The 25749-nt window shown below is 69.6% G+C and carries 15 protein-coding genes and 1 pseudogene; 7 read left to right on the top strand and 9 right to left on the bottom strand.

The genetic code is table 11. The features are described 5' to 3' along the window. Window positions 1-113 precede the first annotated feature (113 nt). From M2271_RS28065 to M2271_RS28035, 7 genes and pseudogenes are all read right to left on the bottom strand, one after another. Window positions 114-349 (bottom strand): annotated as a pseudogene (locus M2271_RS28065) (metallophosphoesterase); the annotation flags it as partial. Window positions 350-527: 178 nt separating this feature from the next. Then, window positions 528-2465 (bottom strand): DUF2357 domain-containing protein, encoded by a 1938-nt coding sequence (locus M2271_RS28060; RefSeq protein WP_280890134.1) that lies wholly within the window; start codon window positions 2463-2465, stop codon window positions 528-530. Then, window positions 2462-4714 carry a hypothetical protein gene (locus M2271_RS28055; RefSeq protein ID WP_280890133.1) on the bottom strand — a complete coding sequence of 751 codons (2253 nt, stop codon included), beginning with the start codon at window positions 4712-4714 and terminating at the stop codon, window positions 2462-2464. Before M2271_RS28055 ends, M2271_RS28060 begins: the two co-directional genes overlap by 4 nt. A 118-nt stretch (window positions 4715-4832) precedes the next feature. After that, window positions 4833-6281, bottom strand: coding sequence for a hypothetical protein (locus M2271_RS28050; protein ID WP_280890132.1), 1449 nt, complete (start codon window positions 6279-6281; stop codon window positions 4833-4835). Next, entirely contained in the window at window positions 6265-9639 is a 3375-nt protein-coding gene (locus M2271_RS28045) for an AAA domain-containing protein (protein ID WP_280890131.1), read from the bottom strand. Before M2271_RS28045 ends, M2271_RS28050 begins: the two co-directional genes overlap by 17 nt. A 35-nt stretch (window positions 9640-9674) precedes the next feature. Continuing rightward, entirely contained in the window at window positions 9675-11096 is a 1422-nt protein-coding gene (locus tag M2271_RS28040; RefSeq protein ID WP_280890130.1) for a protein kinase, read from the bottom strand. Window positions 11097-11130: 34 nt separating this feature from the next. Beyond that, window positions 11131-11784, bottom strand: a complete 654-nt coding sequence (locus M2271_RS28035) for a VWA domain-containing protein (protein WP_280890138.1) — start codon at window positions 11782-11784, stop codon at window positions 11131-11133. Between the two features lie 437 nt (window positions 11785-12221). Between M2271_RS28035 and M2271_RS28030 the strand changes: the two genes are divergently transcribed. From M2271_RS28030 to M2271_RS28015, 4 genes are all read left to right on the top strand, one after another. After that, window positions 12222-16778 carry a hypothetical protein gene (locus M2271_RS28030; protein WP_280890129.1) on the top strand — a complete coding sequence of 1519 codons (4557 nt, stop codon included), beginning with the start codon at window positions 12222-12224 and terminating at the stop codon, window positions 16776-16778. Between the two features lie 385 nt (window positions 16779-17163). After that, complete coding sequence (gene panD, locus M2271_RS28025; protein WP_280890128.1) at window positions 17164-17583, top strand: aspartate 1-decarboxylase; 420 nt, start codon at window positions 17164-17166, stop codon at window positions 17581-17583. A 28-nt stretch (window positions 17584-17611) separates the two neighbouring features. Beyond that, window positions 17612-17956, top strand: coding sequence for a GNAT family N-acetyltransferase (locus M2271_RS28020; protein ID WP_280890127.1), 345 nt, complete (start codon window positions 17612-17614; stop codon window positions 17954-17956). 16 nt (window positions 17957-17972) lie between these two features. Then, a complete protein-coding gene (locus M2271_RS28015) occupies window positions 17973-18617 on the top strand; it encodes an aspartate/glutamate racemase family protein (RefSeq protein WP_280890126.1) in 645 nt (214 codons plus the stop codon). 634 nt (window positions 18618-19251) lie between these two features. Here M2271_RS28015 and gndA read toward each other — a convergent pair. Then, window positions 19252-20691 (bottom strand): NADP-dependent phosphogluconate dehydrogenase, encoded by a 1440-nt coding sequence (gene gndA / locus M2271_RS28010; protein WP_280890125.1) that lies wholly within the window; start codon window positions 20689-20691, stop codon window positions 19252-19254. Between the two features lie 308 nt (window positions 20692-20999). Between gndA and M2271_RS28005 the strand changes: the two genes are divergently transcribed. Further along, window positions 21000-22238, top strand: a complete 1239-nt coding sequence (locus M2271_RS28005; protein ID WP_280890124.1) for a transglycosylase family protein — start codon at window positions 21000-21002, stop codon at window positions 22236-22238. Here the strand turns inward: M2271_RS28005 and M2271_RS28000 are convergent. After that, window positions 22228-23541 carry a DMT family transporter gene (locus M2271_RS28000; RefSeq protein WP_280890123.1) on the bottom strand — a complete coding sequence of 438 codons (1314 nt, stop codon included), beginning with the start codon at window positions 23539-23541 and terminating at the stop codon, window positions 22228-22230. The genes M2271_RS28005 and M2271_RS28000 overlap by 11 nt on opposite strands. Window positions 23542-23769: 228 nt before the next feature. Between M2271_RS28000 and M2271_RS27995 the strand changes: the two genes are divergently transcribed. After that, entirely contained in the window at window positions 23770-24534 is a 765-nt protein-coding gene (locus M2271_RS27995; RefSeq protein ID WP_280890122.1) for a (2Fe-2S)-binding protein, read from the top strand. Window positions 24535-24572: 38 nt separating this feature from the next. After that, window positions 24573-25724: a glycogen synthase gene (gene glgA, locus M2271_RS27990; RefSeq protein ID WP_280890137.1), complete on the top strand. Its 1152-nt coding sequence runs from the start codon at window positions 24573-24575 to the stop codon at window positions 25722-25724. Window positions 25725-25749 lie beyond the last annotated feature (25 nt).

The raw sequence follows: 25749 nt of genomic DNA, 5'->3' as shown, positions 1-25749 counted from the left end.
GGATTCGCTGTCCCCATGGGGAGTCGTGATCGCAGGGGTGGGGAATTACATGACGCTGATCATGCAGATCGTGGGGAATTGCCTGACCGTCGACAACTCAGCCCTGTGCCTCGGCTGTAGTACTCGTGGTTGCCGGTGACGTTTACACGAGCCCGGGTCGCGCGCACGGTACGAGCGGGGCGGCCTGCGCGCGGCGACGTGCGGCCGTGCCGTCCGCGATGTCGCCAGTGTGGCAGACCAGGTCGGCTTCCAGAGCGTTCACGGTCTCGCATAGCCGTGCCGACCAGCGGGCTCGGTCGAGTGGGCCGTAGTAGGTGTCGGTGATGAGGACGACGCAGGGGCCGTCCAGCGCGAGTGCTTTGCCTGCAACCGTCCCGAGGGCGCTTCTGCGCGGAGGGTGAGGCCACTCTACCGAACTGACGTGACACCACATGCCCAGCGGACGCCGCGACGATCCTGTTCTGCCTGTGCTGCGCCGAGGCATTCCGGGCCACGGCCCGTTCGAGGGATAGACGCACCTTCCCGGTTCAGAGCGGTGGCTGGGCCGAACAGCCGCGCGGGCAGGAAGTGACTCGTCCCGCCTCACCGCAGGTGCCGCAGGCGGGACAGACGGACTGGCCGGTGCGCTCCGCAGACCAGCACGGAACCGCCAGGAGAACCCCACCGGCACGGCGATCGAGGTCGGGTTCGGGGGCACCGGTAGCGGCAAGGCCGTCCGGATTGAGCAACGGGAAGGTGTCGTCACAGGCCAGGCAGCGACGGAGCTCCCACCTGGTACGGCACGAGGTGCAGGACGCTGCGAACAGGCCGTCCTCACGGGGCTCGAAGACCGTCTGGCGCTGAGGTCCGGTCTTGGCGCACACCGGGCACACTTCGAGCAGTTCGGTCTTGGCGGCCGCCTCTTCCAACGCCGCACACAGGGCACGCAATCCCCGGGTCTCGTGCTCGGTTGCCCGGCCACTGCCGTGCCGCCTGAGGGTCTGTTTCAGTCGAGCGGGGAGGCGCTCCAACTCGGTCTGGCTCGGGGCGCGTACGACCGCGACACCGTCGTGCCGGGGTTCGAGCCAGCCGCAGCCCGCCAGAGCGGAGCGATTGCCTGCGGGCACGGGCACGGTGTGGGGGTAGTCGCGCGCGTCGGCACCCAGTGTCGCCCATTGGACGGCCCGCAGCAGGCGGCTGACGCTGAAAATGTCCAGAGGGGACAGAGGAGCGACGTCGACATGCCGCTCGGGCGCGTCGCCGTCGCGGCGACCGATCCGATAGGAGGCCCGGACGACGTCAGGCTCAGCGTCCTGCCGTGCTTGAAGCAGCCCTGGATAGACGATCAGGTCGTTGTCGCACACGGCGCTCGGCCGGTCACGGCGGGACTCCGTGATCGCCGCAGCGACCGAGGAGGCGTCGGGAGCCGTGCACAGGTCGGTCGCGATCGGTACGACGCGGAGCACCTGCCGCGTGCGCCAGTGAAGGACGAAGTCGCCCGTCCGGGACCAGGTGACCGTCAGCAGTTCGCCTCGCATGCGGAAACGGGTGGAGCAGCCGGGGGAAGGGACCGGCTGGCCGGCTTCCGGGACGGCCTGGAGCAGCTTGCAGGCGAGCAGCAGAAGGAGGCCGGTGAAACGCTCGAAGGCGCCGAGGACCTCCTGTCGCCGACGGGTCGTTTCGGCTTCTCCGAGACGCGGGGTCTCGATCGCGGTACAGGCTTGCCAGAGCAGAGCCACCCTGCGGTAGTGCGGATCACTGCTCAGCAGGTTCGTCGGATGCAGTTCGCGCGGCGGTGCGGAGCGGTGGTCGACCGCGCGTGCCAGCGGCGAGCCCAGCATCAACTCCACTGTCATGAGGGAGGATTCCAGTGCCCGTCGGCGTACCTCCGCGGCTGCCTGATGTCGACCGGATTCCTCGATGTTCCTGAACAGTTTGGCTAGGTCTCGTCGGGCCCGCCAAGAAGTTTCCTGCGAGGGCATGAGCAGGCCGTGCACATCGTCCACCATCCTGCTCAGGTCCCTGAGCTTGGCGATGCGCTTCTGCAGATGCGACCGCATCACGTTGAGGACGGCGATCGCGACCCGGTTCTCGTAGATGTCGGCGTTTTCCTCACTGCGCCGGGCCAGCAGACGGCTGGGCCGGACACCGGCGAGCGTATGCGAGGCCCAGTCCTCGGGGTGGGCGGCCAGACGTGCCGTCGCGCCTGCGGCGATCGAGCGCACCTGGGACGTCGGCAGGACTTCCTCCACCGTACGCAGGCGCGTGTACGGGCGGTGGCATACCGTGCGCAACGCACCGGACTCCCGCTCGAAGACGTCCTCCACCGTCAAGGCTTCCGTCTCATCGGTGACGTCGAGGATGATCGGCGGCATGGCCAGCCAGTCGTCGAGCGTAGCGGCCTCCTCGGCGAGACGGGCAGACACCGCAAGGAGATGGCGGACGAGGAGAGAGCCGAGTTCCGGCTCGGCCGCTTCCCGGCTCATCGCCGACCGCGCGAGCGGATTTCGTCGTCCAGCAGTCGTTGTGTTGCCGTCGGCTCGTGAGCGCTGTCGAAGTGTGTCAGGCTTTCGACAAGGTCGGTGCGCAGTGTGTCGAGGGTGTCAGCATGGATGTCGTATCGCCCCCGGACGGAGCGCAGGATGCGTGTGGCCAGCAGGTGGTCCAGCGCTTCCCCCGGGCTGCCTCCGGCGGCGACCACGACTGGTGTGAACTCCTTGATCTGTAGCTCGAGCCGGTTGCCCCAGCCGATGCGCAGCTCATCCGCGAAGCGCCTGCGCCAGAGGGTGTCGAGAAAATCGATGATGCCGTCGGCCTGTGTGCCGTAGGTGGCCTGCGCCTCGCCGAAAGCCTGGCTGATACGTCCGAGTCCGAGGGGCTGCGCCGGTGCGCACGGCGTCACCGGCAGCTCCGGGTGCTGCCAGGGCAGTTCCAGGACGAAGGCCCGGTCGTAGGTCTTGTCGGCGAAGCCGACGGTCGTTTCGTCATGGTTGGCCGTCCCGATGAACCAGACGTTTTCCGGAATGGCGAGGTGCGTTCCGTCGATGATCAGGTCGGCGGGGTTTCCGACCGGTGCTGTGGTCAGCGTCAGTCTGGGTCGGTCCTTGATGGCGAGGGCCGACAGCACTCCGCTGAAGTACTGTTCGGGATGGGAGAGGTTCATCTCGTCCAGGACGATGAAGAAGGGCCTGTCCTTGAAGGCGGGGCACTGAGCGCGGTACAGGGCTTTGGTGAACTCCGATTCATAGAAGACCCGGTCGAAGCTGTTGTAGTAACCCATGAGGTCCTGCGGATCGCGCCAGCCGGCCTGGACGGGAACCACGGCGACACTGGTGTCACTGCCGAAGGCGCCGGCCAGCGCCCGGGCCAGGCCGGTCTTGCCGATGCCGCTGATGCCCTGGAACAGATGGAGACGGCTCATCGCCATGCCCGCCAGAACTAGGCGCAGGTCCGATAGGCGATAGGAAAGGCCGGCCTTCTGCCGGATGACCGCCTGCATCTGGCGCACCAGATCGGGCATGCCCGGCATGGGCGCATCGGAAGGCACGGGTGTGCCGAACTCCCGGTCCATGCGTGCGCAGGCCGGGAACACGTGACCGTCCTTGCCGGCCTGGGCTGTGGCGTTGAGTTTGGCTGCTTCCTCGTTGAGGAGCTGTTGCAGTTGGCCGTTGGCGGCACTCAACCAGTTGTTGATCTCCAGGTAGTTCTGGCGCTCGTTGACCGCGATACGGTCACGTTGCAGAGCGGACTCCAGTTCTCCGCGCTCCCGCACCAGTTCCTCGTTGTCGGCGATGAGTTGCGTGACTTGCTGCCGCAGTTGCTCGAGCATGCGCGCGTCCGCCCGTGGCGCCGTGGCGCTCTCCTCCAGCAGGCGGGCGTTCTCGGCGCGGAGTTCGGTAAGTCGCTCGACGACCTGCTCCAAGGTCATGCCGCCCAGGGACGCCAGAGCGCTTTCGTACTCGTTGAGCCGAGCGCCCAGGCGCTCGTTGCCCTCGGCCAGGGCAGCCGCCTTCTGCCGGTACTCCTCCAGTTGCTGGACCAGCTGGCCGGTGCGGCTCGTCAGCTCGCCCTCGAACCGTTCCGCCCGGCTGGCCTGTTGTTCCTTGAGCGCGGCTTTGAGGTGGACGATGTCCTCGCGTTCGTCCTCCAGCCGGAGCTGCGCGGAACGCAGGTCCCTCTCGCGCTGGGTCAGTTCGCTTTCCCTCTGGTCCAGGACCGTCTGCGCCTCGGCCAGGCGACTCTGCTCCTCGGTCCACCTCGCATGCCGGGCCCGGCGTTCGCTGTCGAGGGCGTCCACGGCCGTCTGCCGCTGCTCCGCCAGCCAGCTCTCCAGCTCACGGCCGGCTGCCAGACGACGTTCGGCGAATTGCGCTTCCGCCGATCGCTCACGGTCGGAAAGATCACGCTCCCTGCGGTCGAGGAGCTCCGTGCGCGTGGCCAGGGCGGCGCGTTCGTCCTGCACCGAAGCCGCGTCCTCTGCCTGGCGGGCAGCCGCGGCAGCGAGCTCCTCCCGCTCTGCCTGAAGCCGCTCTGCCTGTACCGTTAGGGCGTTCGCCGCGTCTTCCTGGCGCTTGGCGAGAGCGCGGTAGAGCTGCCACGCGTGTTCCAGGCCGGAGTGCGTGTCGACGGTCTTGTCACCCGCCGCCAGGACCACCTGCGCCTCGCTCGCCACCTGCTGTATTTCCGTCAGCAGCGCGACGGTTTCGTTGTTCCCCGAAGTGGTGCTGGGCGCCACAGGAGCTGGCTGACGCACACGGGTGGTCTCGCTGCGCTGGGAAGCGGCAGCCTGCTGGCCCGGCCACACCACTCCCTTACCTTTCTGACGCGATCGCGTCTGCCTCTTCCCCATGGCGTCAGTTCACCTTCTCGCTGTCCGTGGATCGGCCACCACTCAGACCGAGCAAGTGGCGGGCTGCTTCGTACGCGAGGGTCCGGATGTGCTCAAGCTCGTCCGGGGCCGGGGCACCGGTCGGTCCGTGGGTCGCGTTGTTGCGCAGTATTCGTGACCGGTCGAGATCCTCTAGGAGTGTGGGGCGTCGCCGGATGAACGTGACGAACGGATGTTGCGGATTCTCTCCGGCCGCCCAGACCGCCTTGATGATGTCTCCGGCCAGCCCGCTGGCCGGTGCTTTGCAGTATCTGCGCATCTCCGGCGGCACAGAGGCGGCGCCCAGGCGCTGGGCGGTCAGGACGAATGCGCGCTCCCGTACCCCTGGCTCCCTGGAGGGCGGCAGCCAGGCGGGGAAGCGGTCGTTGAGCCCGGGAAGTATGCACTCGAAGACACGGATCGCATTGCGTGCGGCGTTCTCGCGTTCCCGCGCAGTGTCCTTGAGAAGCGCCAACTCGATGTCTGCGAGGTGAGCCAGCACCTCAGGGTGGTCCCGGATCTCCTCGCCGAGCATGCGTACGACGTCGGCGCGGGCCTCCTCGGCGAGCTCCTGGTCGACCCTGCGCGCGGTGGCAGTCCGGTCGCGGCGGCTCCCGCCGAGCAAACCGTCGATCAGCCGGCCCAAAGGCTCGTCGCTTTCGGCGCGGGCCACCAGGAGATCCGCCACGTAGCGCCCGTCACCCACCGCGAACGGATCCTCGACGGTCCACATACGCCCGGACCCATCGTCGTCCTCAACGACGTAACACACCACGTAGGCGGCGATCGCCGTGCCATGGAAGCCGATCCGCCGAGCCGCCACCACGCCGTCGGGCGTACCGCGGGAACCACCACGAAGCCCACGAGCAGCCAGGTCGTGGCTTTTGCAGGCTTCCAGCACATCTCGCTCCGACGGGCGCAACGAGGAACCGCCGGCCCGAAGCGTCAGCGCGCCAACCTCTCTGGAGGCACCGGCGGTGCCGAACTGAATGGTGACCCAGCGGCCGCGATGCTCCCGCACATCGGCTCGTACCGGATCGGCGACCAAAATACGAGGCAGCAGCACCCCGGTGGCCGGATCCTGGAACATCCGGACGAGCTGGGGGTCCGTCTCCGCCACCTCTCCCTCGGCCACGGTACGCCGCCCCGCCTCGGTCAGCTTCAGCCCGGGTTCCATCAGCCGCCCCTCCACAAGCCGGGCGATCACCGTGCGGCTCAGGGCGGTGTCCAGGCCGATGAGCCGGGACAGGTCGCCAACGTCTCGCACTCCGGCGGCGCACAAACGCAGCACCACGGTCTGGAAGACGTCCAGTGTGCGGGAGTAGCCGGTCGGCGCCGTCACCTGGTGAACCCACACGGGCAGCAGAACGGGCCGATACCGCTTCCGGGGCGGAAAGGCCAGCTGGAAGACGGGCGTCTCACGGTCGAACGACACGGCCGTCCGCCCCCTTCCGACACAGCTCCAGGAACGCGGCCAGGGGCGCGATCACCTGGGGACTGCCAGGCCCGAACATGTCGTCGTCACCCACGACGGCGAGCAGCCGCTGCTGACGGCTCATCGCCACGCACAGTCGGTTGGCGACGGTGAGGTGTCCGTAGGCGCGCTTGACATCGGTTCGCGCGGCCGGTGCGCAGCTGCGCACGGTGGACAGATAGGTGACGGAGAATTCCATGCCTTGGAAGGCGTCTACGGTGCCGACTCGTAACCGGTCGAGCGGTGCGCCGTCCTCGTCACGGCACAGCCGGGGCACGGGGCGCCATCCGCCCGCATCGGTGAACTCGGCGAGCCCGGCCTTCTTCAGTTCCTTCCACACCTCGGTGACCTGCGCGGCGTAGAACGAGATGACGCCGAACGTCATGTTCGGATGCCGCTCGATCAGCGCGGCGATCTCCGCCGCGATGACAGCGGCTTCAGCGTGCCGCGTGCGGCTCGCTCCCCGTTGCGTTTCGCCGCCCGCGGACAGGGGCACGGGAAGCCACACCGCGGGGACCTCACCGTAGCGGTCGATTCCGTGGGTGAAGTCGGGCGCTTCGCGGCCGTTGCGCAGTTTCCCCTGGTAGAAGTTGTCGCTGACGAAGCTGCCGAGCACCGGGTGCATGCGGAACTGGGTGTCGAGACGGACGAACCGGCGATGTCCGTCGGACGAACCGTGCTCCCACTGCCGTGCCAATCGCTGGAAGAGGCTTTCCTGTAGCCGGTCGCGGACGTCCTCGCCGAGCGAGCCCAGCTCGCGCTCCACGTCGGGTTCCAGCATGTGGGGGAGCTGGGCGTGATCGCCGACCAGCACGATCCGACGGCGGGCCTGAGCGAGGGGGATGAGGAGATCCAGCGGGTTGGCCCGGGCAGCCTCGTCGACGACGACCGACTCGAAGCCCCCGTCTTGACGGCCGAGATCGACCATGGCCTTGGATACGGCCTGTTGGCAGGTCGAGGCCAGCGAGACGGTGTAGGCGCGGAGGGTGTCGTCGACGCCTTCCGGATCGCTGCGCAGGTCGTCCCGGTAATCGAGCAGTGCCGCGGCTATGGCGTCGGGTGACCGGGTCACCGCTTCCGCGAGTTGTGCTGCGAACCGGTCGAGGAGGTCGGCGATCGCGGGATTGGCCACGGTGACTTCTGGCAGCCGAACGCGTGCGGTGAGACGGTCGAGCAGGGTGTCGCGCAACGTGGCGAGAGAGCCAAGGAGTTCCCGCTCTGGTGAAGCGGTTCTGGCCGCTGTACGCAGCGACTCCTGGTAGGAGATGCCGTCGAAGAGCGGAGAGTCTGTGAGGTCGAGCCGTGTCAGCAGTGCTCGAGCCGTGCGGGGCCCGTCGTCCTCGAACCCGGTCACCGTGCAGCGCAGCGACCGGATGTAGGGGAGGAGGTCCGAGCGCAGGTCGGGGTCGGCCATGGCGGCGGCCCGAGTGCGATTCCTCTCGGCTCCGTCTCTGAGGCTGCGGAGCTCGCCGACCAGTGAGGGGTCGGATATGTCTCCGAGCTGGGTGAGTACTTGGTCGAGGAATTGGGGCAGGAACTCGGGCGGTACGGGTGCCGCCCTGTAGGTGGCGGCCAGTTCGGCGGCTGCTCGCCGAGCAGCGAGATGCTCTCCCACCGGGCGCTCACGTAGCCGCAGGTCGGCGGCGCGGGCAGCGTCGATGCGCCAGGTGTCCAGCGCGACCTTGCTGCCCCGGCCGCGGGAGTCCACCTTGAGCGGCGGCAGCCCGAAGACCCAGCCTCGCGTGACCAGATGGTCCACCGCCGCGTGCTGGAAACTCGTCAACAGGGTGCTGCCGGCCACCTCTCCGCCCTGGGCGAGATCACCCAGTTGATTGACCAGAGCGGCGATCACCTGCGTTTTGCCCGTGCCAGGCGGTCCTTGGATGATCGCGACATCGGGGGTGTTGAGCGCGGTGAGCACTGCCTCCCGCTGGGCCGGCGTCGGGCCGTGGGGAGCGAAGCAGCTGAGCGCGGAAGGAGAGATCTTCGTGATCCGGCGTCGTGCCGGCTGAGGCCAGGAACCCCCCTCCAGCAGCGTCGGTAGCGCGGGAATGTGTGTCCCGTCGGTGCGCAGCTTCTGCATGGCTTGCTCGCGCCGGTCGAGACGGCGCTGATCGCCGCGGTGTGCCAGGTAGAGCCAGCCTTGGGGCGGCGGGTCCTTCTGGTCGTTGAGGGTCGCGGCGAGTCTCAGGGTCTCGGTGACGCTGTCATACCCGAGCGGTTCGCCGATCCAGGCACGTACCTTCTGCGCCCGGGAAGCGACCAGCCACTCCCGGTCGGTCATCGCGGAGTCTGTCACGGAGGCCGGAACGTCTGTTGCTGCCTCGATCTCTACGCGTTCGGTAGCTGTCGTGTTCTCCAGGGCCGCTCGCGTCCGCGGCAGTGCCCGGTCGAGGTCCACCGTGAACACGCAGCGGCCATCGGACTCGACCTTGACCTTGGTGTAGCGGATGATCCCGAAATCGCGAATCCGGCCTCTGATGTGGCGGGCCTCCAGCTCTTGGTACCTGTCCCACATGGCCAGGTAACCGTTCTGGTTGGCCACCAGGTCGAGGCCCCGCTGTATTCTCTCCCGGTCTCGCTGTCTGGCGGTCATGTCGCGGAAGTCGATCGACCCGACGGCCAGTGCCTTCTGGCCGGCGCCGCGCTGATCGTGGACCGAGCTGAGCAGGCGCACAATGCGGTAGCCGGCGCTGTTTTTCTCGACGTCGGCCATGAGCCCTGGTCCGTGCACCCGGAAGCCGACCGCAAAGCCACCAGCTGGTCCGGCTGAGACCACCATGCGCCTGGCGTCGGCCGGCGCCCCGGGGCGGGGTTCCAGGAAGAGCTCTCGCCTCATGAACTCCATGACGGCCCCGACGTTGGCGGTGTCCGCGCGGTCCGCGTACTTGGTGGCGTCCTCCACAACGGCGTCGTCGACGTCGAGCAGCAGGCCGGTGCTGAGCGGCACAGCGAGTCCTACGGCGGGGGCATAGATGTGCACGCGCAAGGTGAAGGGTTCGCCAGCCGGCGACGCGGGCGGATGCGGACTACCGGTGCGGCGCCGGGGCGGTGCGGCGGGCGCAGGCGGCTTCGGCCGGGCTGGATGCGCAGTGACCGTCACACAACTGCTACCGGCTGCCTCGACTTCGTCGAGCCTCCGTTCGTCCTCGGGACTCGCCGGCTTGACCCCGAACGTGGCGAAGTCGGTGACCAGGTCGAGTTGGCCTGTGGGGCGACGGTAGAAGCGGACCTCGCTGCCATCGGGAATGATCCGGTCGACGAACTCCTGCGGCACTCGGCGCCAGAGGAAGGACACGAAGACTGGCTCTCCTGGCATACGGGCGGGCATGACCGGCCCCCTGGGGCGAACGCTCACCTGCTCGCCTCCACAGCCATCAGACGTACCCAGCGGTGGATCGCACCCTGTCTCCCGAAGTGAATCGTCCAGCCACGGCCGTCGACAGGCACGGTTGCCTGGCTTCCCTGACCGATCTCCCGCCATGGCCGTCCGTCTTGACGGTCCAGCCAGAGGTTGTCACGGGAGAGGTTCAGCACGGTGGCGTCCTGGCTGTGAAGCCGCAGCCGCGCGACTACCGCGTCAGGTCGATCCGGGGCGGGTGAGGTGTGCCGGGCGGTCAGAGTCGTCTCGCCGCCGGGACGCAGTGCGGTGAAGTCGGGCAGAGGAACCTCCGAGAGCTGGACACCAGGGGTGTCGTCAGTGCTCCCCGATCGGTCCTGCGGCTCGGTACCCACCGGACCGGTCAGTCCGTGGCGCAGCACCCAGACACGGTCGCGGGGCCTCCGGCAGGCGAGGCAGGAGGGTGCGGAGGCACGGTAGGTCCATCCACACTCCGGGCACTCGACGGTCTGTCCCGCAGCGGAGTGCAGTGCCGCGGCCCACCGGGCAGCCGACGGCCGGAGGATGGGATTGGCCACGGCGTCCACGAAGCACTGTGAGGCCAGGTCCCACAGTTGACCGGACAGGAGTTCCTGCCGTGGTGTGATGCCCAGAGTGCACTCATTGGTGCGGTCGGTGGGGTGGTCGATCCATGGCAGGCGGAACCGGTCTGCGTACTCCTCTTGGTAGGCGGGGTCGGAGTCCAGCACCTCGTCGCCCCGGAACGGGTGACTTGCCGTGAGGGTCTCGAAGATCAGCACGCCGAGTGCGTGTGCGTCGGCCAGTGTGGTGGCTCCGCTGCGACCCGACACGATTTCAGGCGCCCCGTATCCGGGGGTGTGTACCGGCGCGGATCCGACGGTCGAGGCCAGACCGAGGTTGTCCACGTCGATGAGACGGACTTCCTGTTGCTCGACAGCGGCGGAAATCAGCACGTTGGAGGGGGACAGGTCCTGGTACACGATGGCACGGGCGTGGAGCCGGGCGACGGCGTCCGCAAGTTTGGCCAGCAGCCGCAGTCGGCGTTCCAGACCCCCGGTGCGCACATACCAGGCTGCCAGGTCCTCCTCGTCGGGGACGCACAAGGTGTCCAACGGAACCATCTCGTCGGCCAGTTCCATGACATAACCGAGCTTCGGCGGGGCGAGCAGGGCGAGCACGCCGGCCAGCGGGACACCGTCCAACGGAAGGCGCTGGATGCGGCGCAGCCGAACGTGTACAGCCTCTGCTGCTTCCTGAGTCGGAGCAGTGATCATTTTGACGGCGGTTCGTCCGCCTCGGGCCAGCCATACCTCGCCCTGGCCGCCGGCTCCGATCGAGTGGGACAGTGACCACAGTTGGTGGTACTCGTCCTCGACGGGCCGCAGCAGGCCGCCGAGATCCCAGCGCGATGCCACGGGGGTGCCTTTCCTCTCGCCGCGTCCCGCCGGTTCAGGCGCCGAAGTCGGACAAGTCGTCGGGGCTCAGTACCGGCGCCCGGTCCGGACGAGTACTTCGAGCCTGCTGGGTGACGGTGACCGTGACCCAGCGGAAGTACTGCTGGATGCGTCCGACGTCCTGTGCCTCGAAAACCCCGTTGGCCTCGTCGCTGACGAAACGGCGCAGTACGGCTTTTGCCTGCTCGGTCATGTCGGGACCGATGGCGACCGCCAGCCGGTTGGCTCTGGAACCCTTGGGGGATTCGAGCAACCGGTCAAGGGCCTCTTCCCACTCGTCGGTGGGCATGCCGTCGGACACGAGAACGAGCGTGGGAGAGAAGGACCTGGTGGGGACGGCTGCTTCGTCACGCAGTACCGCGTCGGCGAGCTCGAGGGCGGCACCGAGCGGGGTGCCACCTCGGGCCTCCATGTCGGTCCAGGACGCATCGGCCGCGGGCACCATGTTCTGATGCAGTTCAGCCCGATCGCGGCTGAAGGCGATCACTCCGACGTGGATGGTGCCTCGCCCGATGTCGGCCGTGGCGAAATCGTCGAGCATGCGACGGATGCACTCGTTGAGCACATCGATCTTCTCTTGGGGTTCCCCCATGCTCCCACTCACGTCCGCCAGTATGAGTACTGGTAACGGACGTGCCTTCGCGGCCATGAAACGCGGCGCGGCACCCACGATGTCCCCCCATCGCTCTCACCGCACTAGGGGCTGCAAGCCGATACGCCTAGTTGCGGCAAGGTCATTCCTGACGCTGAGGCAGACAAAGGTACTACGTGTTGCATCTTGCGTGCAGTCCGTGACAGCAGGGGATGTGGTCGTCGTGGCGGAGGAGTGTCGAAAGTCCACGGCCAAGGGATAGCGGCCGTCCCAGTAGGCGGCACGCTGCGCTGCCGCCTTCAGTACGACGAGCCCGGGGCAGCTTGAGGCGGAACCATGATCCTCGTACCTGTGCGAACGGACTGGTATGGCAGACACAACGAAGCGGTCGGACGCGGGAATCGACGGGGTCACGCCGACCACCGTTTCCGCCCCTTCCTCCTCCTCGACGATCTACGATCGGTAACCGTGGATCCCACAGCAAGGGGGCGGGGGTGACCGCTGAGCGAGGCGGGTCGACGGCGGCCGAGGTGGAGCAGGCGATTTGGGCGGCCGAGGAACTCATGAACCGGGAGGGGCTGGCGGGCGGGGCGGAGGCGGTGGAACCGGTTGGGCCCGAAGCGACATGTGCGGCCGTAGAGCGGCTCGGGCGTCTGTTCGTGGAGCTGCCCGGACAGATGCGGTATGGGCTGCGTCGGCAGCGAGACAACGGCGGGGACCTTTCGACCGACCCACTGCAGGGGCTGTCCGAGATCGTGCAGAACGCCGACGACCTCGGGGCGAACCAGGTCAGGATTTTCGTACGTGACACGGAGCTGCTGGTAGCGCACGACGGGCGTCCGGTACGGCTGACCGATGTGATGGCGCTAGCCATGCCGTCGCTGACGAGCAAGGACGACGACCCCGACGCCACCGGTCGGTTCGGCATCGGGCTCATGACCCTCCGGCGGCTGTCCCCGGTCCTGGAGATCTTCTGCGGCTTCTACCGCGTCCGGATCGGGGACCCCGACGTGTCCCTCGCCGACCCCTTCCCGGTCCCCTCCTGGTTCGCCGACGACGGTTGGACGGTCCTGCGCATCCCGCTCGCCACCCCCGCCGATGTGCGGGGGCAGGATGTCGACGACTGGCTTGCCGCATGGGGTGACGAGGCGTTGCTCTTCCTCGACCACGTGCGCACGGTCGAGCATCAACGGGAGGGCGGCGACGTACACAGCCGCCTCGCCTTGGAGTGGGGCGAACCCGACACCTACGAGGCCGTCATCGGCGGCCGGGACACCGTGATCGACGTGCGCACGGCCCGGTCATCTGGCGGCATGACCTGGCAGGTTAGCCGTGCCACCGTGCCGAGCCCGCCGGACGTGCCGCGGATTCGGAAGGCCGCGGGTGAATCGACCGGCCTTGCCGTCGCGATCCCGCTGCACGAGGGCGCGGGCGACGAGGCTGCCGGGCAGGTGCATGTCGGACTGCCCGTGACCGAGCTGGGACTTCCGCTCCGGGTCGGCGCCCAGTTCGATCCGAACCCGAGCCGTCAGCATCTCAACGACACCCCGTGGAACCAGGCGCTGCTTCCCTTGTTGGCCGACCTCTGGGCCGCCGTCATGGTGCGACAGCTTCGGCTGGACCCGACCGCGGCCTGGCGGTGCCTGCCCTTGCCGCACAACGTCCGGTCGCCCAAGGGACCTGTACGCGACCTGGAGCAGCGGTTCCTGACCCTTGCGCGCGCGAGGGTGTCGTACGAACTGCGCCTGCGGACGCCGCTCCACGGTGACCTCGAAATCGCCGACCTCGCCGTTGGTGACGAGGTGCTTCTGCCAGCGCTCTCGGAGGCAGAGATCGCGCAGGTGGCCGGCCGCACGGCCGTATTACCTCCGGCGGCGCGGGATATGGAGGGGCGATGGCAGGAGGTGCTCGAGGACTGGGCCGAACACGACGGTGCCGCGCCCGGGACCGTCACCGTCCCGATGGCTGTGGACGCGCTCCTCGGAGATGCGTCCCGAAGCCCGGAGGCGACGGTCGCACTCGCTTCCGTAGCTATCGCCGAGGGCGAGACCCAGAAGCTTCGATGGCACAAGTGGCTGGTGGACCTCTCCGGAGCACGGCACCAGGTGCCTTGGTTCGGAGCCGCGGAGTTCTTCACTGACAAGGCGCAGGGGCTTGCGAAGGTGCTCGGGCTCAGCCACGTGCTGCACCCGACCTTCGTCGCCGAGACCGGGGAAGCGGCCCGAGTCCGTGCATGGCTGAGCGAACAGCAGGTCTTCGTCACGGGCGCGGATCCGGTGCCCGCCATCCGCCAGCTCGCCGCCCGTGGCGCCCGAAAGGACATCGCGCCTCTGGTCCTGGACGACGACCAACTGGTAGCGCTGCGCGAGGGGTTTCTGCGCGTCCCCGCGAAGGAGCGCCAGCGGCTGGGCAAGGACGTGGGCCGCGCCGTCCTGCTGCACGGCCGCCGGTTCGGGCCCGGCGGTCGTAGGGAGGACGTACAGGTCAGACCAGCGGATGCCTACCTGCCGGCCGGGTTGGACAGTGTGGACCGGGAGGACAGCTTCGAGACGGCCGCAGGTACCGCCACCGGCCTGACGTGGCTGCGGCCCCGCTATGCCCAGGTCCTGCCCGGGGCGGGGACGGGCCTGGGCGCCCGAGCGTTCTTCCACCTGCTCGGTGCCGAAAAGGGACCGCGGCTGCGGCCGCACCCCGGGATCGAGCACCGGTTCACCGCTTCGTCCCCGAGCGAGGGTCTGCCGGCCCAGGTCCTGGGCGGCCCTGCGGAGAGGTCGCAGGACCTACGGAACAAATCGGCCACCTACACCCTGGAGGACTGCGACAGCCCTGACCTGATGGCCGTCGTCCATGACATCGCCGCCGAGAAAGACGGGCCAGTACGACGCCGACGGGCCTCCGCGCTGCTGCGGGTGCTGGGACGCAACTGGGGCGCCTTGTCCGAGCACCACAAGGTCCGCGCTGTCCGGGACTACCACACATGGAACCCCTGCGGGGAGACGGACGGCTTCTGGCTGTGGCAGTTGAAGACCACGGCGTGGCTGGACAACCAGGACGGCGCACCGGCGGCTCCCCGCGGCCTGCGCGAGCGCACGACCAGTACCGTCGCCGTCTTCGGTGCGGACAGTGCCGGATTCCTGCACCCCGACCTCCAGCAGGCGGTCGGCAGACGAGGAGAGGTGCTGGTCGCTCTTGGCGTCACCGGCGAGCCGGGTGTCGCCGACCTCCTGGAGGCGCTGCGCCGACTGCGCGCCCGGGAAACCGAAGCCCCCGACCATCCGGCGGCGCAGCTCCTCTACCGGGCGCTCGCCGAGCGACTGACCGCACACCGGGGCAAGGACGCCGCACAGGTGACCGCCACTGTCGTGCGTGCCTTCGGGCAGGGCCGCGGACTGATTCTCACGTCACTGGGCTGGCGCCGGCCGAGCGACTGCTTCCGCGGCCTCCCGGTCTTCGGCCGGTGGGCCGCCTTCGCGCCGTCGTTCAAGGGCAGTGACGCCCTCTGGGAGACCCTCGCGGTTCCGCAGGCCGGTGTGGAGGACGCAGTACGGGTCGTCAGGGAGGTGGCCCGCGAGGCGAGGGAGGAGCGAGGCGCGCGGGCGCCGGTCGACGCCGAAGCCGAGACCGTGATGCTCCAGACCCTGCAGATGCTTGCCCGAACGGCCCGCGAACACCCAGAGAGAATGACCGCCTCTCTCGTGGGGAGACTGCCGTTGCGCACGAGCCGGGGATGGACCAGTAAGCGCCCGGTCTACGCGGCCGACGCAACGTTGACCGAGGCGCTGGGCTCGCGGATCTCGGTGTGGCTGCCGGGCGGGGAACTCGAACAGTTTACGGCGCTCCTCAGATGCCTGCGGGTGACCGAGCTGGGAGCGGCGGACATTACTTTCCGCCCCGCGGAGGACGCGCCCGTCGACAAGGAAGCAACCGACCTCGTGCGTCACGCGCTGGATCTGCTCCGCGAGGACCTGCAGCGCAACGCCGTCGCCGTCGCGGGATCCCTCGACTGCCCGTGGGAGGACTTGGCCGAGGTCGAGGTGCGGATCACCTCGTCGCTGGAGTGTCTGGTCACCCTCCCCGGTGGGGAACCGGTGCGGGGGCCGGTGCGTACCGCCCTCGACCGGGACTCTCGCACACTATGGACGGTGGACCGGGAGTTGTTGAGGCGACCGTCTGAGGCAGGCCGGGCCATCGCCACTCGCTTCACCGAGGACCGGCGGCAGGTCGCCCACTCCTGGGCGGCCGCCTACGACGAGGCGGAGCGCGGAAGAGAGGCGGTGCGGCTCGAGCTGGCCGAGGAGCGGGTCGCGCAGGACCAGGCGGCGACTGATGCCAAGCGTGCCCAACGCCTTGCTGCGCTGGAGACAGAAGTCAAGACGGCTCAGAACAAGGCAGGTGGCAGGTCGCCCGCGTCGACACCCCTGCCCTCGGTCTCTGGCCGCCTGGCCCCGGCCGTCCCGGTCTCGGCACCGCGAGAATTCGTCGATCCGGCAGCCCTCCGCATCACCGGCATTCGCCGGACCACCCAGGCGTTGCCATCCGCTGGTGGTGTGCCCGCGGCTGGCGGAGGTGCATCCGTCAGAGCCCGCCTCACCCCGCCTGCCTACGCACCGACCGTGCCCGCACCACGTCTGGTTCCCCCTGCCCCCAACATCGACCGCCAGGAGAAAGTGGCTCTGGACCTCCTGCGCATGGTTCTGGGCACGGAGCAGGAACCGGAGTGGCTGCGCGATCTACGGCACCAGCACGGCGTGGGCGCCGATGCCGTGGACGCGCTCGATCGGTTCTATGAGTTGAAGACGACCTATGGACCCGAGCAGGACACGGTGACCCTCACCGCTAAGGAATGCGAACGAGCGGTCTCGGGAGCCGAGTTCTTCCTCGTAGTGGTATCAGGACTCGCGGTAGACTCCAATCCTGTCCTGCGTCTCGTTCCCGATCCGCTGCACCAACTGCGCATCCGCCCGAACGGAAACGTCATGCTCGCCGGGATCAAACAGTCCGGAAGTCTCATCGTCGAATTCGGCGCAAGGGAGGAGCCGGAGCCTTCTTGACTTTCCTCCCGGGGGCACAGCCCTCGCCCGTTACGAACTCGAGGCAGCCGAGCGGGAGGACCTGGCGCAAGTCGGGACCAGGCCGAGGGCGTCGGTGCTCAGTTACCGCTTACCAGGCCAAATGCCGCCGACTCTCAACATGCCTGATGAGACGTCAGGTAAGTCAGCATCCACTCAGCATCAGTCCCGTACGGTTCCTCGCGCGTGCGCCTGGTCGGTGGCTTCGCGGCAGCCTGGCTGGTGCAGAAATGCGCAGGCGGGAAGCCTGGTCACAGCAACGCACGATTTTCCTGGAGGTCTCCGAGTCGAAGGCATGCCGATGTACAGTGAGGGACGCCCCTGACCTGCAGAAAGCTGGCGGGGAGCCGTCTTCTAGGAGTCCAAAGTGCTGCGTACTCTGTTCAAGTCCAAGATCCACCGCGCCACCGTCACCCAGGCCGACCTGCACTACGTGGGATCGGTGACCATCGACGCGGACCTGCTCGACGCCGCCGATCTGCTGCCGGGTGAGCTCGTGCACATCGTCGACATCACCAACGGGTCCCGGCTGGAGACGTATGTCATCGAGGGCGAGCGCGGTTCCGGGGTAGTGGGGATCAACGGGGCCGCCGCCCATCTCGTCCGTCCCGGAGATCTGGTGATCATCATCAGTTACGCTCAGATGACCGACGCCGAGATACGGGACCACACACCCCGAGTCGTGCACGTGGACCGCGACAACCGGGTCGTGGCCCTGGGGGCCGACCCGTCGGAGCCGGTGCCGGGCTCGGATCAGCAGCGCAGCCCGCAGGCCGTCGTGGCCTGACCCCGATTTCCGGACCAGGAGCGTGCCCATGAGCGACATCGAGATCCGCGACGACCGGGCGGCGGGCCGGCTCGAGGCGATCGGCGGCGGCGAAGTCGTCGGCCGCATCGAGTACTTCGTCCTCGAGTCCCCGGCGACCGCGCTCGTCCCCGTCCACACGATCGTCGAGCCGGCCCACGAGGGAAAGGGCATCGCGGGCTCCCTGGCGCGTGAGCTGTACGGCATCGCGCAGCGGGAGGGTGTCGTCGTCGCCCCGCTGTGCCCGTACGTCGTCAAGTGGGCCGAACGCCACCCCGACGAGGCACCGGCCGCCGACCCCGCCCTGCAGCGCGCGGCGAAGGCATGGCTGGCGGCGCACCCCGGCCGCTTCTGATCCCGCGGACCTGCTGATGCTCGCCCTCCTGCACACCTCGCCCCTGCACGTGCCGGTCTTCGACGCCCTGCGCGACGCGGACCACCCGGGTCTGGAACTGCGGCACCTCGTCGACCGGGAACTGCTGAGCCGGGCCCGCGTCGAGGGCTCGGAAGCGGTCGCGGGTGATGTGCGCGCCGCGCTGAAGAGGGCGGCCGCCCTCGGCGCACGGGCCGTGCTGTGCACCTGCTCGACCATCGGCGCGGTCGCGGAGGCGGCCGCCTCCCGGATCGACGTGCCGGTGCTGCGGGTGGACCGCCCGATGGCGTCCGCCGCGGTGGCCCTCGGCCCGCGGGTCGTCGTCCTCGCCACCGTCGAGAGCACGTTCGGCCCGACCATCGCCCTGATCGAGGAGGAGGCCCGCCGCGCCGGCCGCCCTGTCGTCGTACGCACCCGTCTCGTCCAGGATGCCTGGGAGCGCTTCGAGACGGGCGACACGCAGGGCCATCTGCGCCTGGTGTCCGCCGCGGCCGACGCGGTGACCGACGCCGACGCGATCGTCCTCGCCCAGGCGTCCATGACCGCGGCCCAGCATCTGACGACCACCGCGATCCCCGTCCTGTCCAGCCCCCGCCCGGGACTGGCGGCGGGGGCGGCGGCAGCGGTGGGCGCGGGAGTGTGAGCCCTGGGAGCCGTGCGGCGGGTCGGGGCAGCGGAGGCTCACGTACGCCGGGCGGGCCACCCGGGCCAGGTGCTTCACGCGGGGGAGTGAGTGGTGGCGCCGCCGTCGGGTACGCGGGGCAGTAGTCCAGAGCCCATGTCGACCGACTGGGACCGACTGGCCGGAGGACGCCATGACGAACCCGTACCAGGACCCCGTCCACCCCGGACCCGCCCCCGATCCTGTCCACCCCGGACCCACCCCGGGCCCCGGACCGGGACCCATCCCGGGCCCGGATCCCCAGCCCCCGGACCCGCGCCCCACCCCCGACCCCGTACCGCCCACGCCCCCGGCTCCGGACCCGAGCCCTGCTCCTACCCCCACCCCCGACCCTTCCCCGTCCCCGGTCCCTCCGGGCCCGGAGCCGGTCCCGACCCCGGAGCCGGGACCACCGCTCACCTGAACGCCAGGGCGGTGGGCGACGAACCAACGCCGCCCACCGCGACTCCCTTGGGGCCAGGGGCCAGGGGCCAGGAGCCCGGGGCCGTATCAGTGTGCGGCTCCTCCGCGTGGGCGCAAACAGCCGCCACTCACCGCCCCGCCCCGCCCGCGCGCCGGAACCACCCGACCCAGCTGCCGCTGACCCAGGTGGTCGTCAGGCCGAAACCTCAGACCGGTCCCCGCCCCACAGCGTGTGGAACGACCCGTCCTGGTCCACCCGCCGGTAGGTGTGCGCACCGAAGAAGTCCCGCTGTCCCTGCGTCAGCGCCGCAGGCAGCCGCTCCGCGCGCAGGGCGTCGTAATAGGCGAGAGCCGCCGCGAAGCCCGGCGTCGGGACGCCCTGCCGGGTCGCCGCGACGATGACCTCGCGCCAGTCGTCCTGGGCGCCCGCGATCTCCCGGGCGAACGTCTCGTCGGAGAGCAGGCTGGGCAGATCGGCGCGGGTGTCGTAGGCCGCGCGGATACGGTCCAGGAAGGCAGCGCGGATGATGCAGCCGCCGCGCCAGATCGCCGAGACGGCACCCAGGTCGATGTTCCAGTCGTACTCCTCGCTGCCCCCGGCGATCTCGTGGAAGCCCTGGGTGTACGACACGATCTTCGACGCGTACAGCGCCTGCTCCACCCGGTCGGCGAAGGCGCCCGCCTCGGCCTCGCTCAGCGCCGACGCCTTCGGGCCCGCCAGCCCGCGCGAGGCCTCGCGCAGCGGCGCGTGCCCGGACAGGGAACGGGCGAAGACCGCCTCTGCGATACCGGAGACCGGGACGCCCAGGTCGAGGGCGATCTGGACGGTCCAGCGGCCGGTGCCCTTCTGTTCGGCCTGGTCCACCACCACGTCCACGAACGGCTTGCCGGTCGCCGCGTCCACATGGGACAGCACCTCGGCCGTGATCTCGATCAGGTAGGAGTCCAGGCGGCCGGTGTTCCAGGTGCGGAAGATCTCCGCGATCTGCGCGGGCTCGTACCCGGCGACATCGCGCAGCAGCTGGTACGCCTCACCGATGAGCTGCATGTCGGCGTACTCGATGCCGTTGTGCACCATCTTCACGAAGTGCCCGGCGCCGTCGGAACCGACGTGCGTCACACACGGCGACCCGTCGGCCGCCTTCGCGGAGATCTTCTCCAGCATCGGGCCGAGGGAGTCGTACGACTCGACGGGACCGCCCGGCATGATGCTCGGGCCGAGCAGCGCGCCCTCCTCACCGCCGGAGACGCCCATGCCGACGAAGTGGATGCCCTGCTCGCGCAGTTCGCGTTCCCGGCGCCGGGTGTCCGCGAAGTGCGCGTTGCCGCCGTCGATGATCATGTCGCCGGGCTCCAGCAGCGGGGCGAACTCCTGGATCACCGCGTCGGTCGGGTCGCCGGCCTTCACCATGACGACCAGCCGGCGCGGCCGTTCCAGCGCGGCCACGAACTCCTTGGCGGTCTCGGCTGCGACGAAGTCGCCCTCGCTGCCGAACTCCTCCACCAGGGCGTGCATACGCGACGCCGTCCGGTTGTGCACCGCGACCGTGTAACCGTTGCGGGCGAAGTTGCGGGCCAGGTTGCGACCCATGACCGCGAGTCCGGTGACGCCGATCTGGGCTGTTGTGCTCATGCGGTTGGCTCCTAAGGGAATCCGGTGGCGGATTCCGGTCGTCGGGGGATGCCGGTCATCGGGGGTGCCGGTCGTGCCCGCCAGTATCGTCCCACTGACCGTCGTGACGTGCTGGTACGCCGATGGGACGGCCGGGCCGCTCGGCGTTCCGCAGGCAGATACGCACGAGAGGCCCACTTTCCTCAGCCGTTCTCAACTGGTGTTTGTTCCTGATCGCTTCGACGGAAGCGCGGCCGATTGCCCTCTTGTCATGGCCTGTTCGCAGCGCTTACTTTTGCCCCTTCTGACGCATGTCGAGGGGGATTTTGATGGCCGTACGCGGTCGGCACCGCCGGTATCAGCCGAACAGGATCAACCGCGCCTCGCTCACCGTCACGGTGGGCGGCGCCGGTATGGCCATCCCGCTCATCGGCGCCGGCGCCGGCGCGGCCCAGGCCGCCGACGTGGACACCTGGAACAAGGTCGCCGCGTGCGAGTCGACCAACGACTGGAACGTCAACACCGGCAACGGCTACTACGGCGGGCTGCAGTTCACCCGGTCCACGTGGGAGGCGTACGGCGGCACGCGGTACGCGCCCCGAGCGGATCTGGCCACCAAGGACCAGCAGATCGCCGTGGCGGAGAAGGTGCTGGACGGACAGGGACCGGGCGCCTGGCCGACCTGCTCCGTACGCGCCGGACTGACCCCGGGCGGGGACACCCCGGACATCCGTCCCGCCGGCGGCGCGGACACCAGCCCCGTGACCGCGACCGGGAGGAAGCCGGGCGGCGGCACCTCCGTAGGGGACGTGCGGCCGCAGACCACGCCCCAGTCCCGGGCCGGGACGGCCGAGGTGTACACGGTGGTCCGCGGCGACTCGCTCAGCGCGATCGCCGATGCCCAGCGCGTGCGGGGCGGCTGGCAGGGCCTCTACACCGCCAACCGGAAGACCATCGGGTCGGACCCCGACCTGATCATCCCCGGGCAGCAGTTGAGGACCCGGGGCCAGGACGGCGCCACCACGATGACCCGTCCCAGCCGCGCGACCACCGAGCGGAACTCGACCGAGACCCGTCCCAGGACCCACCCCAAGACGCGTCCGGAGACCCGCCCCAAGGCGCGCCCCGAGACCCACGACACCGAGAAGAAGGCCGCCAAGAGCGGTTCCCTGTTCGCGCCGGTCGGCGCGGCCACGGGCACGCCGTACCGCAAGGCCGGCTCCTCCTGGTCGAAGGGCTACCACACCGGCGTCGACTTTCCCGTGCCCACCGGCACGTCCGTGAAGGCGGTCGGGGCGGGCGAGGTCGTCAGCGCCGGGTGGGAGGGCTCCTTCGGCTACCAGGTGGTGATCCGGCACTCCGACGGCCGCTACACCCAGTACGCCCACCTGTCGGCGATCTCCGTGCGGAGCGGCCAGACAGTGGCCGGCGGTCAACGCCTCGGCCGCTCGGGGTCCACCGGCAACAGCTCGGGCCCACATCTGCACTTCGAGGTGCGGACGGGGCCCGGCTTCGGAACGGACGTCGACCCGGTGGCCTATCTGAGGGCCGGCGGCGTCAGGATGTGACGCGCGTTCGGCGCCGGTGCAGGACCGGCAGCGGGACGTACGGGCCGCCGTAGAAGGGCCCGTAGAGGTTCAGGGCGGCTTCGGGGTGCGACGACGGCTCCGGCGTCTCATGATCGCCGTCCTGGGCGGTGGAGGCCGGGATGATCACGCCGTCAGGGGCGGTCACGCTCTCCGCGGCCGCCGCCGGCGCGAGGACCACGTCCTGTGCAGCGGCGGTCCGGGCGAGAACCACGTCCGCGGCGGTCCGGGCGAGAACCACGTCCTCCGGGGCCGCAGTCGGTGCCGGGACGAGCACGTCCTCCGGGGCCGCGGTCAGCGACGGAACGAGAACGCTCTCCCGAAGTACGGCGATCTGCTGCTCGGGCAGCCGCGCCAGCAGTTCCTCGGCCAACTCCTCGACCAGTTCCCCCGCGGGGACCGACTCGGCGGTGGCGGGCCCCGGCAGCGAGGACGCCGCCGTCTCCTCGGCGTGGGTGCGCGCGATCCGCTCCGTGGTCAGCAGGATCAGACCACCCGCCGCGACCACACCGCAGCCCAGGGCGAGCACGGTGCCCATGGTGCCGTGGCGGAAGGTTTCCTCGAACATCGTGATGCCGACCGCGGCCGCGACCACCGGGTTCACGACGGTCAGCATGGCCAGCGGGGCCGCGAGGCCCGCGCCGCGGTAGGAGGCCTGCGACAGCAGCATGCCGGCCGTGGCCAGCACACCGATCACGGCCAGGGACGGGATGTCGGCCACGGAGACCCCGCCGGTCCAGTCGACGGCGACCGTCTTCGTGAACACGGAGGACATTCCGAAGGCTATGCCGGACGCGGTGGCGAGCAGCATGCTGCGCACCGCCGGGTGCCGGTGCGCGGCCCGGCCCGCGACCATCAGCGCGATCACCGCACCCGCGGTGACCACGGCCACGAACACCCGCTGGGCGGTGTCGAGCGACTGCGCGTCGGAAGTGCCGACCAGGGAGAGCAGACCGGCCAGACCCACCGTCGCCATGATCGCGCCACGCCAGGCGGTCGCTCCGGCCTTGCGGCCCACGAACAGGGCCGCCATCGGGAGGGCGAACACGATGGTCAGCGCGCCGAGCGGCTGGACCAGACTCAGCGGACCGAAGGCGAGCGCCACCACGTGCAGCAGTCCGCCGGTGCCGTTCAGAGCGACCGCCGCCCACCAGCCCGGCCGGCGCAGCGGCGCGTACTGTCCGTCGGGGGAGGACATCGCGACCTGCTCCTGCACGATCGCTCCGGCCGCGTAGGCGACGGCGGAGACGAGCGACAACAGCACGGACACCGCGAGGGCACTCATCTACTGCTCCTCTGCGTGAGACCGGGGCGGGTCGCCCGGTGCGACGAACGGTCGGCTTCCATGAGGAACACGATGCCGCGAAAATTTCTTCCCGTCGTCGTCCCTGAGCAGGCAATGGGTCCTACTGCCGATGGAGTACGAATCGGACTCCATCATCCCCAAGGTGGGTGACCGGCTCCGGACACCTCCTGGTCGCGCCCCCTAGGGGGCTTGGTACTACTGCTCTCCGTGGACCTCGACCCTGATCTCACCGCGCTCCGGCCGCTCGGCGGCTTCTTCGCCCTGCGCACGAGTGCACCACCGCTTCCGCCGCTGCCGACCCTCGCGCAGGCGTACGAGAACTTCGAGAACTTCGGGAACTTCGAGAACAAGGCCTCGGATCCGTACCGGTATTCTATGACTTTCCGGGTGGAAAAGGTCGCGGACGTTCTCCGCGCTCCCGAAACGCGGATCGCCGCCTCGGTGGCCCAGCAGGGACTCGCCGCCCGCCTCTGGTCGGTGGCCCTGGGCTGCGCCGCCTTCTACGACCGCATCCCCGACCTCGATCCGGGGCTGCTGCACTGGGACCCCGACGGCAGCGCCCCCGACGACCTGTGGCTGTCCGCCGTACACCCCCTGCCCGCGGACCCGGAGACCCTCGCGGACGTCGTCCTGCAGGGCCACCTCCAGCCGCTGACCGACACCCTGCACGCGCGCTACCGCGTCGCCGAGGGCCTGCTGTGGGGCAACGCGGCCTCCGCGCTGGTCGGCGCCGCGCGCCAACTGGACGCCTGGGCGCGGGCCCACGGCCGCCGTGACGTCGGCGCCCGGGCCCGGGACAGCGCGGCCGAACTGCTCGCCCACCCCCTTCTCGCCGGCACCGGCACCCTCACCGGCACCGCCTTCCGGCGCCGGAGCTGCTGCCTCTACTACCGGGTCCCGGGCGGAGGTGTCTGCGGTGACTGTTGTTTCCCACGAGCCCCGCGCTCTTCCCCACACGCCACATCTGGGTGACCATGAAGACAATCAGCCGTCGAGACAGGGGGTTCCGGGTGCGAGTGGGCCTGCTGACCCGGGAGTACCCGCCGGACGTGTACGGCGGCGCGGGCGTCCATGTCGAGTTCCTCGCCCGAGAGCTGAGATCCCTGGTCGATCTGGATGTGCACTGCTGGGGCGAGGGCCGGGCGGAGGGCGTGATCCGCCACCGCCCCTGGGCGGCGCTGGACAGCGCCAACGACGCGCTGCGCACCTTCTCGGTGGACCTCGCCATGGCCGCCGGTCTCGAAGGCCGTGAACTGGTCCACTCCCACACCTGGTACGCCAACCTCGCCGGCCACCTCGGCAAGCTGCTGTACGGCATCCCGCACGTGATGACCGCGCACTCGCTGGAGCCCCTGCGCCCCTGGAAGGCCGAGCAACTCGGCGGCGGATACGCCCTGTCCGGCTGGGCGGAGCGCACCGCGATCGAGTCCGCCGACGCGGTGATCGCCGTCTCCGGCGCCATGCGGGAGGACATTCTCGGCTGCTACCCGACGCTGGATCCGGCCAAGGTCCACATCGTGCACAACGGCATCGACACCACCCTCTACCGGCCCGACCACGGCACCGACGTCCTGCGCCGCATCGGCCTGGACCCGGACCGTCCTTTCGTCCTGTTCGTCGGCCGCATCACCCGCCAGAAGGGCGTGCCCCATCTGCTGCGCGCGGTCCGGCACATCGACCCGGCGGCGCAGGTGGTGCTGTGTGCCGGCGCCCCCGACACCCCGGAGATCGACCAGGAGTTCCGCGACCTCTTCCAGGAACTCAGCCGGGTCCGCGAGGATGTGCACTGGATCCCGCAGATGCTGCCGCGCCCCGAGGTGATCCAGCTCCTGACCCACGCGGCCGTGTTCGTCTGCCCCTCGGTGTACGAACCCCTCGGGATCGTCAACCTGGAGGCGATGGCCTGCGGGACTCCCGTCGTGGCCTCACGGATCGGCGGCATTCCCGAGGTCGTGGACGACGGCAGGACGGGGGTACTCGTCTCGGTGGACGACGACTTCGAGGCGGGACTCGCGCGGGCGCTGGACTCGGTCCTCGGTGATCCGGAGGCCGCGCGGCGGATGGGCGAGGCAGGGCGGGAGCGGGCGGTGGGCGAGTTCGGCTGGGACGCGGTGGCCCGGCGCACGGTCCGTCTCTACGAGGAGATCCTCAAACAGACGTAGAGATGTCATCCCGGCGACACACGGG

The sequence above is a fragment of the Streptomyces sp. LBL genome, assembly GCF_029893585.1.
Classification (GTDB): Bacteria; Actinomycetota; Actinomycetes; order Streptomycetales; family Streptomycetaceae; genus Streptomyces.
The sequence above is the reverse complement of the archived record's forward strand: the minus strand, read 5'-3'. Positions and strand labels throughout refer to the sequence as shown.